This is a genomic window from Janthinobacterium sp. GW823-FHT01H08 (genome assembly GCF_058797855.1).
This window is the reverse complement of the sequence record NZ_CM179504.1, coordinates 2,203,891-2,217,860: the sequence shown is the minus strand read 5'-3', so window position 1 is coordinate 2,217,860 and position 13,970 is coordinate 2,203,891. Positions and strand designations below refer to the sequence as shown.

The 13,970-nt window shown below is 65.2% G+C and carries 14 protein-coding genes; 4 read left to right on the top strand and 10 right to left on the bottom strand.

The window, feature by feature from the left end; translation table 11 throughout:
• Window positions 1–41: 41 nt before the first annotated feature.
• The 7 genes from AC3RCG_RS09940 to AC3RCG_RS09910 form a co-directional block, all read right to left on the bottom strand.
• A complete protein-coding gene (locus tag AC3RCG_RS09940) occupies window positions 42–1,202 on the bottom strand; it encodes an AAA family ATPase (protein ID WP_070312939.1) in 1,161 nt (386 codons plus the stop codon).
• Between the two features lie 37 nt (window positions 1,203–1,239).
• On the bottom strand, window positions 1,240–1,512 hold the full coding sequence (locus tag AC3RCG_RS09935) for a hypothetical protein (RefSeq protein ID WP_492404424.1): 273 nt from the start codon (window positions 1,510–1,512) through the stop codon (window positions 1,240–1,242).
• Between the two features lie 9 nt (window positions 1,513–1,521).
• The gene (locus tag AC3RCG_RS09930) at window positions 1,522–3,030 is read right to left on the bottom strand and encodes a type II and III secretion system protein family protein (RefSeq protein ID WP_492404422.1); all 1,509 of its coding nucleotides are present in this window, start codon (window positions 3,028–3,030) and stop codon (window positions 1,522–1,524) included.
• Window positions 3,031–3,055: 25 nt separating this feature from the next.
• Window positions 3,056–3,889 (bottom strand): Flp pilus assembly protein CpaB, encoded by an 834-nt coding sequence (cpaB, locus tag AC3RCG_RS09925; RefSeq protein ID WP_070312942.1) that lies wholly within the window; start codon window positions 3,887–3,889, stop codon window positions 3,056–3,058.
• A 63-nt stretch (window positions 3,890–3,952) separates the two neighbouring features.
• On the bottom strand, window positions 3,953–4,513 hold the full coding sequence (locus tag AC3RCG_RS09920; RefSeq protein ID WP_492404419.1) for an A24 family peptidase: 561 nt from the start codon (window positions 4,511–4,513) through the stop codon (window positions 3,953–3,955).
• A gap of 116 nt (window positions 4,514–4,629) precedes the next feature.
• Complete coding sequence (locus tag AC3RCG_RS09915; RefSeq protein WP_071650303.1) at window positions 4,630–4,803, bottom strand: Flp family type IVb pilin; 174 nt, start codon at window positions 4,801–4,803, stop codon at window positions 4,630–4,632.
• 201 nt (window positions 4,804–5,004) lie between these two features.
• Window positions 5,005–5,697 carry a LuxR C-terminal-related transcriptional regulator gene (locus AC3RCG_RS09910; RefSeq protein ID WP_492404417.1) on the bottom strand — a complete coding sequence of 231 codons (693 nt, stop codon included), beginning with the start codon at window positions 5,695–5,697 and terminating at the stop codon, window positions 5,005–5,007.
• 558 nt (window positions 5,698–6,255) lie between these two features.
• On the opposite strand from AC3RCG_RS09910, the gene AC3RCG_RS09905 reads away from it, so the two are divergent.
• The 3 genes from AC3RCG_RS09905 to AC3RCG_RS09895 are packed head-to-tail and all read left to right on the top strand — an operon-like array spanning window position 6,256 to window position 8,689.
• Window positions 6,256–6,744, top strand: coding sequence for a TadE/TadG family type IV pilus assembly protein (locus AC3RCG_RS09905; RefSeq protein ID WP_070312944.1), 489 nt, complete (start codon window positions 6,256–6,258; stop codon window positions 6,742–6,744).
• Window positions 6,744–7,349, top strand: a complete 606-nt coding sequence (locus AC3RCG_RS09900) for a TadE/TadG family type IV pilus assembly protein (protein WP_070312945.1) — start codon at window positions 6,744–6,746, stop codon at window positions 7,347–7,349. Before AC3RCG_RS09905 ends, AC3RCG_RS09900 begins: the two co-directional genes overlap by 1 nt.
• Window positions 7,349–8,689 (top strand): vWA domain-containing protein, encoded by a 1,341-nt coding sequence (locus AC3RCG_RS09895; RefSeq protein ID WP_230505920.1) that lies wholly within the window; start codon window positions 7,349–7,351, stop codon window positions 8,687–8,689. The genes AC3RCG_RS09900 and AC3RCG_RS09895 overlap by 1 nt, the downstream gene beginning before the upstream one ends.
• 14 nt (window positions 8,690–8,703) lie before the next feature.
• Here AC3RCG_RS09895 and AC3RCG_RS09890 read toward each other — a convergent pair whose 3' ends face one another.
• Complete coding sequence (locus AC3RCG_RS09890) at window positions 8,704–10,554, bottom strand: amidohydrolase (protein WP_492404414.1); 1,851 nt, start codon at window positions 10,552–10,554, stop codon at window positions 8,704–8,706.
• A gap of 66 nt (window positions 10,555–10,620) precedes the next feature.
• Window positions 10,621–11,274 carry a hydrolase gene (locus AC3RCG_RS09885; RefSeq protein ID WP_230505918.1) on the bottom strand — a complete coding sequence of 218 codons (654 nt, stop codon included), beginning with the start codon at window positions 11,272–11,274 and terminating at the stop codon, window positions 10,621–10,623.
• Between the two features lie 219 nt (window positions 11,275–11,493).
• Between AC3RCG_RS09885 and AC3RCG_RS09880 the strand changes: the two genes are divergently transcribed.
• Window positions 11,494–11,748 (top strand): hypothetical protein, encoded by a 255-nt coding sequence (locus tag AC3RCG_RS09880; protein WP_070291319.1) that lies wholly within the window; start codon window positions 11,494–11,496, stop codon window positions 11,746–11,748.
• A gap of 15 nt (window positions 11,749–11,763) precedes the next feature.
• Here AC3RCG_RS09880 and AC3RCG_RS09875 read toward each other — a convergent pair whose 3' ends face one another.
• Window positions 11,764–13,908 (bottom strand): TonB-dependent receptor plug domain-containing protein, encoded by a 2,145-nt coding sequence (locus AC3RCG_RS09875; RefSeq protein ID WP_492404412.1) that lies wholly within the window; start codon window positions 13,906–13,908, stop codon window positions 11,764–11,766.
• Window positions 13,909–13,970: the final 62 nt, after the last annotated feature.

Sequence of the window (13,970 nt, the reverse complement as noted above, 5' to 3'; positions counted from 1 at the left end):
GGGGGAACTAGCCATGAAATGCTCCTGTTCTGGGATGTGGATCAGGCGCGCCGCAGGACGCGGCCCAGCCAGCCCTGGCGCGCCGTGCCGGCCGCGCCGCCGGCCAGGCTGGCGGCGAATTCCTGCAGCGAGCGCGTGATCGGGCTGGCTTTGTCGAGCTGTAAAATCGGCACGCCCTGGTTGACCGAGGCGGCCGCCGAGGCGTAGTGATTGGGCACGGTGCGGTAGACGGCCGTGCCATACGCCGCTTCCAGGTCGCGCAGGCGGATCTCGCCGCCCTTGTCGTGGCGGTTGACGATGATATGCACCTTGTCACTGGCGTATTCGAGCGAGCGGAACATGCCCAGCAGGCGCTTGCCGTCGCGGATGTAGGGCAAGGTCGCCTGCAGGACGGGAAAGATCATGTCGGCGTGGTCCAGCGCGCGCACGCTGACGGCGTCGAGGTTGCGGCCCACGTCGAGCACGATGAAATCGTACTGGCGCCTGGCCTGCCGGATGATGGCGTCGATGTGTTCGGGCGCCACTTCGCTGGCGTGGGCGGGATCCTCGGGCGCGGCCAGCACGCTGTAGTTGGGCAGGATGTGCAGCATGCTCGATCCCAGGAACGAGGAATCGAGCCGGTGGATGTCGCGCGTGACGTCCGACAGCGTGGCCAGCGGCTTGTTCTCGGAGACGAACAGCGAGGCGTCGCCAAAATGCAGGTTCATGTCGATCAGGGCAACGCGCTGCTGGCCGCCGGCGGCCAGCGCATAACCGAGGTTGCTGGCGATGAAGGTGGCGCCGCTGCCGCCCTTGCACGAGATGAAGGCCAGCACCTTGCCGTTGCCATGCTCGCGCCGCTCCAGCTTTTCCTCGATGCGTTCGAGCGCCGCATACAGGCTGGCTGGCGCGGCGGGAAACGGCAGCACGTCGCGCACGCCCGCGCGCATGGCCTGCAGCAGGAATTCGGGCGGCTGCTGGTGGCACAGCACGATGAAAGCCATGCGCGGATGCAGGTTGCTGAGGCGCTCGATGGCGGCCAGGTCGGCGCCGTCGTTCGATGGACGGTCGAAGATCAGCACGTCGGGCGGCGACTGCGCCGCCTGCAGCGGTTCGAGCGTTTCGCCGCCCGCATCGATCTCGTCGAGCCGGTTGCGGCCGCGCAGCAGCTGGCCCAGTGCGGACAGTGTTTTTTCATCCCTGGAATTGATGGCGATTTTCACGATAGGCCTTGCTGGTTCTGTGGTGACGGTGCCAGCTTCACTTGCGCGCCCCGACGCCGATGGTGAAGGCGGCCGCTTGCGGCGCGGGCGCGGCAAAGCTTTTCTGGTACGCCGCGTAGGCGGCTTGGGCGGCCTTGCCGTCCATGCCGGCCACGGGGTCGCGGTTCGCGCCCGCCTGCGGCGACAGCATTTGGCGCTGGCGCAGCTGCGCGACGCTGTGGCCGAACTGGCGGTCCAGGTTCGGCGTGGCGGCGCAGCCGCTGGCGGCCAGCGCGGCCAACAGCAAGGGGAAAAAGAGGGAATGCTGCATGATGTGCTCCTATTGAATGTCCGCGCCTGCCGGCGCTGTCTGCGTGGCCGCGTCCTGCCGCGGCCGTGGCGCGGCGGCGCCTTCCATTTTTCCTTGCAAGAAGAACTCGCCGCGGCTGGGTGCCACATAGGCATCGGTCGGCAGCACGATCTCACTATCGAGCGGCTTGACCAGGTGCGGCGTGATGATGAAGACGAGCTCGGTGCGGTCCGTCTGGAAATCACTGCTGCGGAACAGCGCGCCCAGCACGGGGATCTCGCCCAGGAAGGGCAAGGCCTTGATATTGGTCGTCACATTGTTCTTGATCAAGCCGCCGACGGCAAAACTCTGGCCATCGAACAACTGCACCGTCGTGGTGGTGCGCCGCGTGGTAAAGGCCGGCAGCACCGCGTTGGCGGCGGCGCCCCCGCCGGTGGTGATGCCGATGCCTTCGCGGTTCAGCTCCGACACTTCCGGCGCCACCTTCAGGTTGATGCGTCCGCCTTCGAGCACGGTGGGCGTGAACTTAACGGCAATGCCAAATTCCTTTTCCTCCAGCGTGATCTTGTTGGTGGTGCTGTCTTGCGCGACCGGAATGAAAATCTTGCCGCCCGCGAGGAAACTGGCTTCCTGGCCACTGATGGCCATGATGTTCGGTTCGGCCAGCACCTTGACCAGGCCGTCGCGCTTTTGCGCATCGAGCGTGAGACCGTTGCCATTCTTGCCGTTGACGGCGCCCAGCTGGCTGGGATGGCCGCTGAGCAGGTTCGACAGCAGGCCGTAGCTCCAGTTGCCGCGCGTGCCGCTGATGCCCACGCTGGCGCCCAGCTGGTCGACCAGGGTCTTCGACACTTCGGCGATCTTCACTTCCAGCATGACCTGCTGCGGCGCCGCGACCGTCAGCATATTGATGACCTTGACGCCGCCGCCGGCATTGGCAGCGCTGGCGGCGCCGTCGGCCGGCGCCGCCGCTTCGCCCGCGCCGCGCTGGGCATAGGCTTGCGCCATCTCGAGGATCTGGCTGGCCTTGACGCTGTCGCTGACCTGCCCCGACAGCACGATGCTGCCGCCGGCCGCGCCCGCCTTGACGGCGTGTTCGCCGGGGAAGACATAGGCCAGCTGCGCCTGCAAGCCCTCGACATCGATCTCGACTTCAATATCGACGATCACGGGGCGCTGCTGCCGGTCCCACAAGATCAGGTTGGTGCTGCCCGGGGCCAGGCCCCAGACGAACAGCTGGCTGGACGAGCCCAGCATCCTGGCGCCGGCCACGCGCGGATCGTTGACGGCGATCTGCGACACCGGCAGGCTCAGGCTGCGCAAGGTGGACTTGCCCACGGCGATGCGCACGGGCGCGCCCAGGCGGGCGATATCGGCGCCCAGCGACATGGGCGGCGCCGCGACTGGCGTCATGACGGCCTGCCGGGAAGGCGCCGCCGCGCCGGCACTGCCGGGCCAGGCCAGGCCTGTGGCCGCGCCGCCCAAGGCCAGGGCCAGGCGCATGCCCGCACTCGAGGCGTGCTTACGAAATGTATTCATCAATCATCCTTGCTTGCCTGCTGATTTAAAATTGCTGGACGCTGGTATCCATGCCCTTGATGACGGTGACGCTGTCGCGCGCGGCAGCGCGTGCCGGCGCCGTCTGGCGCCGCGCCGCGCGCACGGGCGCCGCCGCGGGCGCCAGCGCCTTCAATTCCAGCAGCGACTCCTTGGTGGCGCCGCCCGTATCGGCGGGCGCCGGATCGACCTGGTTGCGCAGCACCAGCGACAGGCTGCCCACGCTGCGCGCCAGGTCCAGCTTTTCCACCTGCTCCGGCGTCAGTTCCAGGGTCACGGCGTTGACCACCTTGGGCTTGTTGTCGTCGCGGCCGGATTCCTGCGCCACGGCCAGCACCAGGATGCGTTCCAGCACGATCTTGGAAATGGCCAGCGGCCCGCCGCCCGCCGGCCTGGCGCGGTCATCCTGCGTATGCACGAGAATGTCGACGAAGTTGCCCGGCAGCGCGAAGCCGGCCACGCCCACCACATCGTTGACGCGCACGGTCATGGCGCGCTTGCCGGCAGCGACGATGGCCGACAGGCCACCGGTGGCGCCGGGCGGCGCGAGCTTGCTTTCCAGCACAGGCTCGCCCCTGCTGACGGCGCTGCGCGTGATGCGCCCGTCCAGCGCGCCGGCCTCGCCAAACGCCCCCGGCGGCATGGCGCCCGCCGGCCAGTCCATGCCGCGCAGCATGGCCGGCGTCACCTTCGCGCCCACGCCGATATCGACCAGCGCGACCATCACCGTCTGGCTGGCCGGCGCGCCCTGCCCTGACATCCAGCGGGCGGCCGCCAGCACGGCGCCGCCCGCCATCAGCAACGCCAGCAGCAGCACGATCGCAACGCGGCTATTTCTCATGATTTATCCTCTTGGTGAAACATGGGTTTCCGCGCGCACGCGGCCATATCGCTGCCCGGCGCGTCATGCATGGCCGCCGGCCGCCAGGGCCAGGCTGATGGCGGTGCCGGCGGCAATGGCGATCGCGTACGGCAGGCTGCCGCTTGGCAGCGCGGGCGCGCCGACCAGCGGCGCCTCGCCTGCCGCGGCGCGCAGCCAACCTTGCAGCAGCAATTGCCGGGCATTGGCCAAGGCCTGGCGCAGCGTGCCCTGGCACAGGGCGACGGCCAGCGCCAGCACGCCGCCAGCAAGCAGGCTGCACAGCACGGCAAACACGGCGGGGCGCGGGCCCAGAAACGCCCCCACCATCGCCATCAGCTTGACGTCGCCCGCGCCCAGCGCCTTCAGCGCATACATGGGCAACAGCAAGCCCAGGCCGACGGCCAGGCCGCCCAAGGCCAGCCACGGCCCGGCCGGCGTCAGCCCGGGCAACGCCAGGCTGTTGAGCAGCACGCCGAGCAAGGCGCCGGAAAAGACCAGCCGGTTGGGAATGCGCCGGCGGCGCACGTCATGCCAGACAGCGGCGGCCAGCAGCCCCCACAAGACTATGGCGGGGCTGAACGTCCAGAAAGAATGAGGGTCCATCGTGTACCTGATGCAAGCCGAGCGCATGACGGCATGCGCATCGTTGGGCGGGAAGCCGGCAGGCCAGTGCGCATGGGCAGCTGGCATGCCGGGGTGCAGCGCGGTGGGCGGGCGTCTTAGATCGCCGCGCCCGTCAACTTGGTGCCGATGGCCTTGAAGGCGCCATCGAGGCCGGTGGTGAAATAGCCGACGGCCGTGACCAGCGCGGCCGCCACCAGCGCAGCGATCAGCGCATATTCGATGGCGGTCACGCCATCTTCTTCGGCGATAAAGTTTTTAATGAAATTCATATTATTCCCTTTCAGGTCAAGTTTTAAACATGATAAAAACTGAAAATACAGTCTGAAAATAAAAACATTCACCTTGTTTTTATTTGCCAATTTCTGATGCGTGTATTTTATATAAACAAACATTAAATCGAATCAGAGAAAAGTCATTTTATGCGCAGTACAAACCATCTTAATTTTTTGTCCACATTCAGGACATATGTACTATCCCTCCGCAGGCAGGGACTCGGCCAGCCGGTTGCGGGTGGCGTACACATATAATTCCAGGCGGTTGGTGACATCGAGCTTGCTGTAGATCGATGTCAGATGATTACGCAAGGTTTGCTCCGAGATAAAAGCGCGCTGGGCTATTGCACGGTTCAGCGCGCCATTTCCCTCCACCATCATGGCAACGATCTTGCGCTCCTTCAGCGTCAGCCTGGCGATCCGCTGCTCTTCCGGATCGGGTGCCGCTTCCGGCTTGTTGAGCACCCCCAGCATGCTGTCGAGCAGCGCCGGAGCCAGGCACAACTCGCCCTGATGCAGGCGGGCGATGGCGTCGATCATTTGCTTGACGGGCGTCTCCTTGCCCACCACCGCGCGCACACCGCTGCGCACGGCGCGTCCGCACTCGGCCTGGTCCTGCGTGCCGCTGAACAGCAATACGCGCGAGACGCCATTGCCGAGCAGCTGCGGCAGATAATCGATGGCGCAGGCGCCGCCGCAGCCCAGATCGGCGTCAAGCACGATGACGTCGGGACACAGGGTCCGGGCCAGCAGCAGCGCGCCGTCGATCTCGGTGGCGCTGGCCACCACCTGCATTGCCGGCTGGGCGCCGGCGAGCAGCTGCTCCAGGCCCCACAGCCAGGTTTTGTGGTCCGACACCAGCATGACGCGTATGACATTTTTTGTTGACATGCTTTACCTCTTAACGTGTAACCCATTCCCTTCGGGGAATGTTGTTGATCCGAATCGGATTGCCAGCCTCGCCCGCGCGCGCCTCTGTTGCCGCGCGCAGGGGAGGAAGTCATGGGGGCACGAAGGAAGAGGCCTTGGGCCGGCACGCGCAAACGCGGTGCGTGACCCACGCCAGCGGTCGCCGCACGCCGGGCGAGTGCCGATGGATGGGCAGCGCGGCCAGGGCGGGCGCGCCGCCGGCGCGCCATCGCTGCTGCCATCGCTGCTGTTGCTTACATTGCAGCATTTTTATTGCATCACTTTGCAAAACAAGTCTTTGCCTGCACGCAGGACAATCCTGACACCAAGCCTGTTTTCATACCCGCGCATATTACTCCCGGCCCTGTAGGGACGGGGGCCGCACACTTGAAATAAGGCGCTTAATTACGATTATCTTGACCTGTAATAATTTAATGGGAAGACATGCCCTTGAAAATCGATATAGAATAATCGCCAGTCAAATGGCGTAATACCATCCGCCCGACATTCTTCATCGTGGCACCTAACCGGATTAATCCCATGCGTTTAAAACAGGCCGATTCCCCTATACTCCGCAAGCAAAGCGGACAGGGCGGCGCCACCTTGCTGGAATTGGCCCTGATAACGCCGGTCTTTCTCATGCTGATAATCGGCATCATTGAAATGAGCATGGCGTATTTTGCCAATATGACCATGCAGCACGCGGTGCGCGAAGGCGCGCGCTATGCCGTCACGGGGGCCAAAGACCTCGACCCCGACAGCGCCAACCAGCAGCGCTACCAGGCCGTGATACAAAAAATACGCGACAGCTCCATGGGCATGTATGACAAGGTCAGCCCCGTGATCTCCGTCAACGGCAGCGATGCGGTCGGCGCCGCCATGTTCGGCCAGGCCGGCGATATCGTCGTCATCTCCGTCGATTGCCGCTGGGCGTTTGCCACGCCGATGATCCGGGCCCTGTTCCGCGACGGCCAGGCGCATTTCGTGGTGGCCGCCACCATGCGCAATGAAAGCTTTGGCGGCCTGTGATGCGCGCCCGCCCTCCTGCGCCGCGCGCCGCGCGCGGCATCGCCGCCGTGGAATTTGCCATCGTTCTGCCGCTGCTGGCGCTGCTGCTGTTCATGCTGGCCGACCTGTCGCGCGCCATCCAGGCCAAGACCATCCTGCTCAACATCAGCCGCGAAGGCGCCAACCTGGCCTCGCGCTCCACGTCAGACCTGAGCGGCTCGGGCCAGGCCATCATGAATGCGCTGGCCGCCAGCACGCCGCCGCTGGACATGAACAAGCGCGGCATGATCTACATCACCAAGATCATGGGCTACACGGCAAAGAACGGCTTGCGCAATATCGTGCTGGAACAATACCGCTGGGATGCCGGCGCCAGGGCCAGCGGCTACCTGCCCGCCAGCCAGGTATGGCAATGCGGCAGCTGGAGCAACGGCACGTGCACCGGCATCGCCAAGGACGAGCATGCCCCCACGGTGGCATTGATGCAGAACCAGCTGGCCGATGGCGAACTGATCTACGCCGTGGAAACGTTCTACGATTTCGACATGCTGTTCGGCACCCTGAACTTTGGCAACAGCACGACGCCCGTGCTGGGCCCCAACCTCACTTCGATGACGGTATTCTGATGCGCATTCCACACAAGCGGCAAGGCGGCCAAGTGCTGATCATGGTGGCGCTGTCGGCCGTCGTCCTGATCGCCTCGGTGGGCCTGGCCGTCGATTCCGCCCTCGGCTACTTCGTCAAGGCCAAGCTCAATGCGGCCGTCGACGCGGCCAGCTTGGCGGCGGCGCGCGGCATTACCGCGGGCAATTCGGAAGCGGAACAGCGGGACAGCGCGCGCCAGGCGGCAAGGGAGTTTTTCGACATTAATTATCCGGACAACTTCCTGCTCTCGACGCCGGTCCTCGATCCCGTCGGCGTGGTGTTCGACAGAGGCACCGTCACCATCGACGTCTCGGCCACTGCCTCGCTGCCCGTCTCGCTGATGGGCATACTCGGCTTCAAGACCCTGAACGTGGCGGCCAGCGCGCAAACCATCCGCAAGGACCTGGACATGGTGCTGGTGATGGACACGTCGCGTTCGCTGGAAAACAATGCGGACGCCGTGCGGGCGGCAGGCAAGTCCTTCCTGAACAAATTCAACTCCACGGTCGACCGGGTCGGCCTGCTGCACTTCGCTTCGGAAGCGCAAATCGACGTCCCGATCAGGCAGGTCGAGCGCGGTTTCGACCGCGACAGCATGACCATGAAAAATGGAAAGATCGATCAATTCTCGTTTGTCGGCGGCACCAATTCTTCCGCCGGCATGTTCCAGGCGCGCAAACAGCTGAACGACATCGCGCAGGTCAACCGCTCCAGCCTGCGCGTCATCGTGTTTTTTTCCGATGGCTCGCCGGCGGCGTTTTCCGCGTACTTTCCCAACAAGGACAACAAATGCAAGGACGCAGGCGGCCTCGCCACCTTTCCGAAACTGCAAAACCCGGCATTGGCGGGCCTGTACAGGATGAAAGTGAGCGACTCGCTCCAATACGGCGATTGCGCCGCCAGTCAGATCACCGGACTTCCCGCATGGTATAACGCGAATAATGACGCGGCGCTGCGCGAGTTTCCCATCGTCACCAATACGCCCCGCGTCGTGACTTCTTCCACCGCAACGGCGCAAGCGCAATGGACGAATGTGCACCGCGCCTCGCGCAACCTGGTTGAAGCGATGGCGGCAAAAGCGCGCCAGGAAGGCATTTTTGTCTTTACTCTGGGCATGGGCGCCTCGCTGAAAACCAAGGAAGGGCCGGACAACGAGCTGGGCGAAGACTTGCTGCGCTGCCTGGCCAACACGACCGATGCAAAAGCGGCTTGCCGCAAGCCGGCCGAGCCCGTGGGCCTGTACTGCTATGCGGCCACCGAAAGCGAGCTGAGCCCATGTTTCACGCGGCTCGCCTCGGCCATCCTGCGCATTTCCAAATAAGGCCAGGCCGCCCTCTAGAAGGCGAAGCAGCTGCAACCGAGCGTACCCCAGAAGCCGGAAAAATCGCTGATCGGCACGGCCGACTTGCGCGCCCGGTCGTGCGCATGCGCATGCACGCCGCAGGCGCCCGTGCACTGGTGCGGCAGCATGGCTTGCGCCGGCCTGGCCGCGGGCCGGTTATGACCGGGCACCGTGCGCACGGGCGACCACTCGGGAAGCACGGGAATGGGCGGCGGCGCCAGGGTCGTGAATTCCGCCTGGCCGTAGACGACCTTGCCGCCCACCATGGTCAGCACGGATTCGATGGACTTGATCGCCTCTTCCGGCACCGTAAAGTAATCGGCCGACAGCACGGCCAGGTCGGCCAGCATGCCCTCGCGGATGCGTCCCTTCTTGCCCTGCTCGCTGGAGAACCAGGCGCTGCCCGCCGTCCACAGTTCCAGCGCCGTGTCGCGCGACAACCTGCCCGCCGCATCCGTCAGGGCCAGGCCGCCCACGGTGCGCCCGGAAACGAGCCAGTACAGCGCCGTCCACGGGTTGTAGCTGGCGACCCTGGTCGCATCCGTGCCGCCGCCGACGGGCACGCCCGCGTCCAGCATGCGCTGCACGGGCGGCGTCGCCTTGGCCGCGTCCGCGCCATAACGCTCGACGAAATACTCGCCCTGGAACGCCATGCGGTGCTGGATGGCCAGGCCGCCGCCCAGCGCTTTCACGCGGTCGATATTTTTCGGGCTGATGGTTTCCGCATGGTCGAACAGCCAGTGCAGGCCGCCGAACGGCGTGTCGCGGTTGACCTTTTCAAACACGTCGAGCATGCGGCCGATCGATTCGTCATAGGTGGCGTGCAGGCGGAAGGGCCAGCGCTGCTCGACCAGGTGGCGCACGACCTTTTCCAGCTCATCCTCCATGCCGGCCGCCAGCTCGGGGCGCGGTTCGAGGAAATCCTCGAAGTCGGCGGCGGAAAACACCAGCATTTCGCCGGCGCCGTTGTGGCGATAGTAATCGGTGCCGTCGCCGGGTTTCACCATGCCCGTCCACTTCTGGAAGTCCTGCAATTCCGCGCCCTTGTTTTGCGTGAACAGGTTGTAGGCGATGCGGATGGTCAGCTGCTCTTTTTGCGCCAGCTCGTCGACGACCGCGTAATCCTCGGGATAATTCTGGAAGCCGCCGCCCGCGTCGATGGCGCTGGTCAGCCCCAAGCGATTGAGTTCGCGCATGAACTGGCGCGTGGAATTGACTTGCAGTTCGCGCGGCAAGGTCGGGCCTTTCGCCAGGGTCGCATACAGGATCATGGCGTTCGGCCGGGCGATCAGCAAGCCCGTGGGATTGCCCGATGCATCGCGCACGATCTCGCCGCCGGGCGGGTTCGGCGTATTTTTATCGTAGCCGACGGCGCGCAGGGCGGCGCGGTTCAAGAGGGCGCGGTCGTACAGGTGCAGGATGAAGACGGGCGTGTCGGGCGCGGCCGCGTTGATTTCATCGAGGGTGGGCATGCGCTTTTCCGCGAACTGGAATTCCGTCCAGCCGCCCACCACGCGCACCCACTGCGGGTTCGGCGTGCGCAAGGCCTGTTCCTTCAACATGCGCAAGGCATCGGCCAGCGAGGGCACGCCTTCCCAGCGCAATTCCAGGTTGTAGTTCAAGCCGCCGCGGATCAGGTGCAGGTGCGAGTCGTTCAGGCCGGGAATCACCGTGCGGCCACCCAGGTCGATCAGCTGCGTGGCGGGACCGCGATGACGGATCACGTCTTCGACGTCGCCCACGGCGAGAAATTTGCCATCGGCGATGGCGACGGCGGACGCCAGCGGCTGCGTCCTGTCGACCGTGTGGAAACGGCCATTGAGCAAGATCGTGTTTGCGTGCATGGGAACTCCCGAATCATGTAAAAACACGGCTCTGCCGACGGGCGGCGGAGCCGGAGTCAGTGAAAATCAATGGCCTTCGCTGGCGTTGAACATGGATTTGGCGTAGATCAAGCCCAGGCCATAGCCGCCGCCGTGCGCCACGGCTGTCGCCACCGTCTCGTTGTAAGTCTCGCCGCGTGCCCAGTCGCGCTGCAGTTCCAGCAGGTATTGCACGGACGTCATCGGCTGCGCGCCCGCCTGTATCATGCGCTGCATGGCCATCGCATGGGCTTCGTCGGAGACGTCGCCGCTGGCGTCGGCGATCACGTACACCTCGAAGCCTTGCTCCAGCGCCGACAGCGCAGGGCCCACGATGCAGACGGATGTCCACAGGCCTGCCAGCACGATCTTGCCCTTGCCGTAGCCATTGACCTTGTCGGCGATGCGCGCGTCTTCCCAGGTATTCATGCTGGTGCGGTCGATCGGCGCCTGCTCGGGGAAGACGGACTGGATCTCGTCAAAAATAGGGCCGGAGAACGATTTGGCGGCCACCGTCGTCAGAATCGTCGGCACCTTGAATTGCGCCGCCGCCTTGGCCACCAGGGCCGCATTGTTGCGCAGCAAGGCCAGGTCGATCGAACGGGTGGCGAACGCCATCTGCGACTGGTGGTCGATCATGATCAGGGTATGATCGTTTGGAGTCAGCAGTTTGTGGGCGGCTTGGGCGATGGCGATCGGCATGATGTTTTCCTTAGTGAAAATAATTGAATATGAAAAAAGAGAGGTCCTTGTACGGCATTTTTGCTCCTGCCCTTGCGTCACGCTGTGTGTGCCGGGCCAGTGCTATGCAGTATGGACGAGATACTTTGAAAATAAAAACGGAAAGAATGCCAAGCTATGTGCAATTTTTTCGATAATGAAAAATAGCCGCTGCGGCGGCCTGTCAATCAAGGAGAAAACATGGGATTTGAATTCAGGATCGCGGCCAGCCTGGCGCCGCGCCAGCGCCAGCATCTCGAACAGCTGCTGGCGGCACTGCCGCAGGCACCGCGCGCAACCGGCGCCGCCATGCCCGACACCGACGCCAGGCTGACGGATGCGGGCCTGTATATATGCCAGCACCTGCGCCCCGACCCGTGGCACGGCCTGGACGCCGTGCGCGGCTACCTCGAGGCGCAGGGCGTCAGCTACACCGTCGACGAGATCGACGACTAGGCTGGCTACAGCTGGCTACAGGGTTCCCTCGAGCATCAGCCGCCAGGTGCGGTAGCTGCCCGTATCGACCGTGCGCAGCAGGCTGCGCGCGCCATCCGCATACAGGCTGCGCGTGCGGTAATCCTGCCCCAGCAGGTTGGCGCCCGACAGGCGCAGGCGCAGCCTGTCGCTGACTTTCCACAGCGCGTACATATCGAGTTCGCGCTTGCCACCCTGCCAGGCCAGCAGCTGGCCGGACTCGCGCGAGCGCCCGCCCGCCTGGTAATTCAGGTCAGCGCCCAGGCTCAGGGGCAGGCGGGCCAGCTGGTAGTCTCCTCCCACGTTGGCGCTCCACGGCAGTTGGCTGTCGAGGCGGCTATCGGGGCCGGGCACGGCATCGAGCCTCGACCAGTTGCGCGCCACGTTGGCCCGCAAGTCCAGCGCGGGAGCGCCCGCCCACAGCGCCGTCAAGGGCAGCTTCGCTTCCAGCGCGATCGAGCGCACGCCGGCATGGCCATGGTTGACGGGCGTGCTCACCCAGCGCCCGTTGTCCTGGTACAGGCGCTCCAGCATCACGTCGCTGATGCGCCGCAGCGAGGCGCTGGCGCCCAGCATGGCGCCAGCGCCCGGATAGTATTCATAGGCGGCATCGAGCCCCCACGCCAGCTCCGGGCGCAGCGCCGGATTGCCCTGGGTGTCGGGATTCGTGGGACTGTTGCCATTGTCGACCGTGTACGGGCGCGGGATCAGTTCGAAAATCTGCGGCGCCTTGTAGGTGCGCGTAACGGCCAGGCGCACCTGCTGCTTGCCGCCGGACTTCCACAGGCTTTGCAGCAAGGGGCTCCATACCTGCGCGCGCACGTCGACCGGCTCGCCGCCGCCCGTGGCGCTGGCCGTGCGCCAGGTTTCCCAGCGCAAGCCCAGGTACAGCGACCAATGCGCGGACAGTTCCCATTCATCCTGCGCGAACAGTGCCAGGCGCCGCACCGTGGCCGCATAGTCTTCGTCGCTGAGCACGGGCCGCCCGCCCGGCTCCAGCTGGCGTTCGCGGCGAAAATCCGTGCGCCGCCGGTGCCCGGCATCCCAGCCCGCCGCCAGCGTGTGGTATTCGCCCAGCGCGCGGCGGTAGGTGCCGCTCGCCTGCACGCCCACCTCGTCCAGGCCCGAATCGACCAGGCGCGTGATGCCCTGTCCCGGCGCCGTGCCGCGGCCCAGGAACTGATAATCATTGGCGCGGTGATTGATGCTGGCGCCCAGCTTCACGTCGAGACTGGCGCCATGGCCGAGCTTGCGCAGCCAGTGCAGGTCGCTGCGCACGGTGCTGCTGTCCTGGTTGAAATGGGCCTGGTTATCCGGATAGGCGGTCGTGCCGCCCAGGTAAGCCGTTTCCTGCGCGTGGCGGCGGCTGGCCAGGCGGCGCACGTTGACCAGGCTTTGCCAGGCCAGGCTGCCCTCCCCCGCCAGCGCCCATTGCACGCGGGGCGCCAGCTCGATGGCGTCGCTCGTCACGCGCTCGGTGAGCGGCACGTGGCGCACCACCGTGGGCGCGCCCGCTGCGTCGAATTCGCGGCTCCACTCGTCGAGCAACGCTTCGCGTCCCGTATGGCTGAGCGTGCCGGCCAGCGCGTACGAACGGCGTCCATCCTTGTCCGACCACTGCACGGTGGCGCTGCCGGCGGGCATGCCGTGGCTGGCGGACGCGCCCAGCTTGAACGTGCGTTCGCGCCGCCCGCCCGACTTTTTCAGCACGATATTGATGGAACCGGCGATCGCCTGGGTGGAAAATTCCGCCGTGGCGGCGCGCATGATTTCCACGCGCTCGACCAGTTCCGGGTCCAGCGCGTCGAGCGAAAAGCCGGGCGCCACGGGCACGCCATCGAGCATGATCAAGGTATAGCCCTGGCCCAGCCCGCGCATCTGGATTTGCCCGCCAGCGGCGCCCGCAGCCGCGCCGGACGGCCCGCCGATGGAAATGCCGGGCAGGCGCTTCAGGGCATCGGACAGCACGCGGTCGCCCTGGCGTATCAATTCATCGTGGCCGACGACGATGGCGGCGACGGTGTCGTTGCGGCGCTGCTCCACTTTACCGGCATGGACCGTCACGGAAGGGAGAATGTCTTCGGCACGGACGTGCGCCGTCAACGGCAGCACGAGGCTGCACAATACGATACTCAATCGCATGGAGAATCCTGAAAGGGTTGTGGTGGTGTCGGCTTGCGCGTTCCCGCGCTCACCCGGCCAGC

Excerpts from the sequence above, each read along its gene's own strand:
- AC3RCG_RS09935 (WP_492404424.1), bottom strand. The coding sequence starts at position 1,512 with ATGCAGCATTCCCTCTTTTTCCCCTTGCTGTTGGCCGCGCTGGCCGCC.
- AC3RCG_RS09930 (WP_492404422.1), bottom strand. The coding sequence starts at position 3,030 with ATGAATACATTTCGTAAGCACGCCTCGAGTGCGGGCATGCGCCTGGCC.
- cpaB (WP_070312942.1), bottom strand. The coding sequence starts at position 3,889 with ATGAGAAATAGCCGCGTTGCGATCGTGCTGCTGCTGGCGTTGCTGATG.
- AC3RCG_RS09920 (WP_492404419.1), bottom strand. The coding sequence starts at position 4,513 with ATGGACCCTCATTCTTTCTGGACGTTCAGCCCCGCCATAGTCTTGTGG.
- AC3RCG_RS09915 (WP_071650303.1), bottom strand. The coding sequence starts at position 4,803 with ATGAATTTCATTAAAAACTTTATCGCCGAAGAAGATGGCGTGACCGCC.
- AC3RCG_RS09910 (WP_492404417.1), bottom strand. The coding sequence starts at position 5,697 with ATGTCAACAAAAAATGTCATACGCGTCATGCTGGTGTCGGACCACAAA.
- AC3RCG_RS09905 (WP_070312944.1), top strand. The coding sequence starts at position 6,256 with ATGCGTTTAAAACAGGCCGATTCCCCTATACTCCGCAAGCAAAGCGGA.
- AC3RCG_RS09900 (WP_070312945.1), top strand. The coding sequence starts at position 6,744 with ATGCGCGCCCGCCCTCCTGCGCCGCGCGCCGCGCGCGGCATCGCCGCC.
- AC3RCG_RS09895 (WP_230505920.1), top strand. The coding sequence starts at position 7,349 with ATGCGCATTCCACACAAGCGGCAAGGCGGCCAAGTGCTGATCATGGTG.
- AC3RCG_RS09890 (WP_492404414.1), bottom strand. The coding sequence starts at position 10,554 with ATGCACGCAAACACGATCTTGCTCAATGGCCGTTTCCACACGGTCGAC.
- AC3RCG_RS09885 (WP_230505918.1), bottom strand. The coding sequence starts at position 11,274 with ATGCCGATCGCCATCGCCCAAGCCGCCCACAAACTGCTGACTCCAAAC.
- AC3RCG_RS09880 (WP_070291319.1), top strand. The coding sequence starts at position 11,494 with ATGGGATTTGAATTCAGGATCGCGGCCAGCCTGGCGCCGCGCCAGCGC.
- AC3RCG_RS09875 (WP_492404412.1), bottom strand. The coding sequence starts at position 13,908 with ATGCGATTGAGTATCGTATTGTGCAGCCTCGTGCTGCCGTTGACGGCG.